The 288-nt window shown below is 52.1% G+C and carries 1 pseudogene; it reads left to right on the forward strand.

The annotated features are described in order from the left end of the window. Window positions 1–23: 23 nt before the first annotated feature. A pseudogene (locus ACNKXV_RS14490) lies at window positions 24–288 on the forward strand (tryptophan synthase subunit beta); the annotation flags it as partial.

The following is a 288-nucleotide window of genomic DNA, read 5'->3' on the forward strand; positions in this document are numbered from 1 at the left end:
TGCATGGCTCCAAGACCATCCTGATGCAGACTGAAGACGGACAAGTGGTGGAGCCTCACTCCATTTCTGCAGGCTTGGATTATCCGGGAATAGGGCCGGTTCATGCGCATTTGTTTGACATCGGAAGGGCTGAGTTTGTCGCTGTGGAGGATGAAGACGCGATGAAAGCTGGAATTCTACTCAGCCGAACAGAAGGAATCATTCCTGCTATCGAAACTGCCCACGCCATCCATGCCCTCAACATGATCGAGTACCGCAAAGACGACGTGATCGTGATCAACCTTTCCG

The sequence above is a fragment of the Christiangramia aquimixticola genome (assembly GCF_048285835.1).
GTDB lineage: Bacteria > Bacteroidota > Bacteroidia > Flavobacteriales > Flavobacteriaceae > Christiangramia > Christiangramia aquimixticola.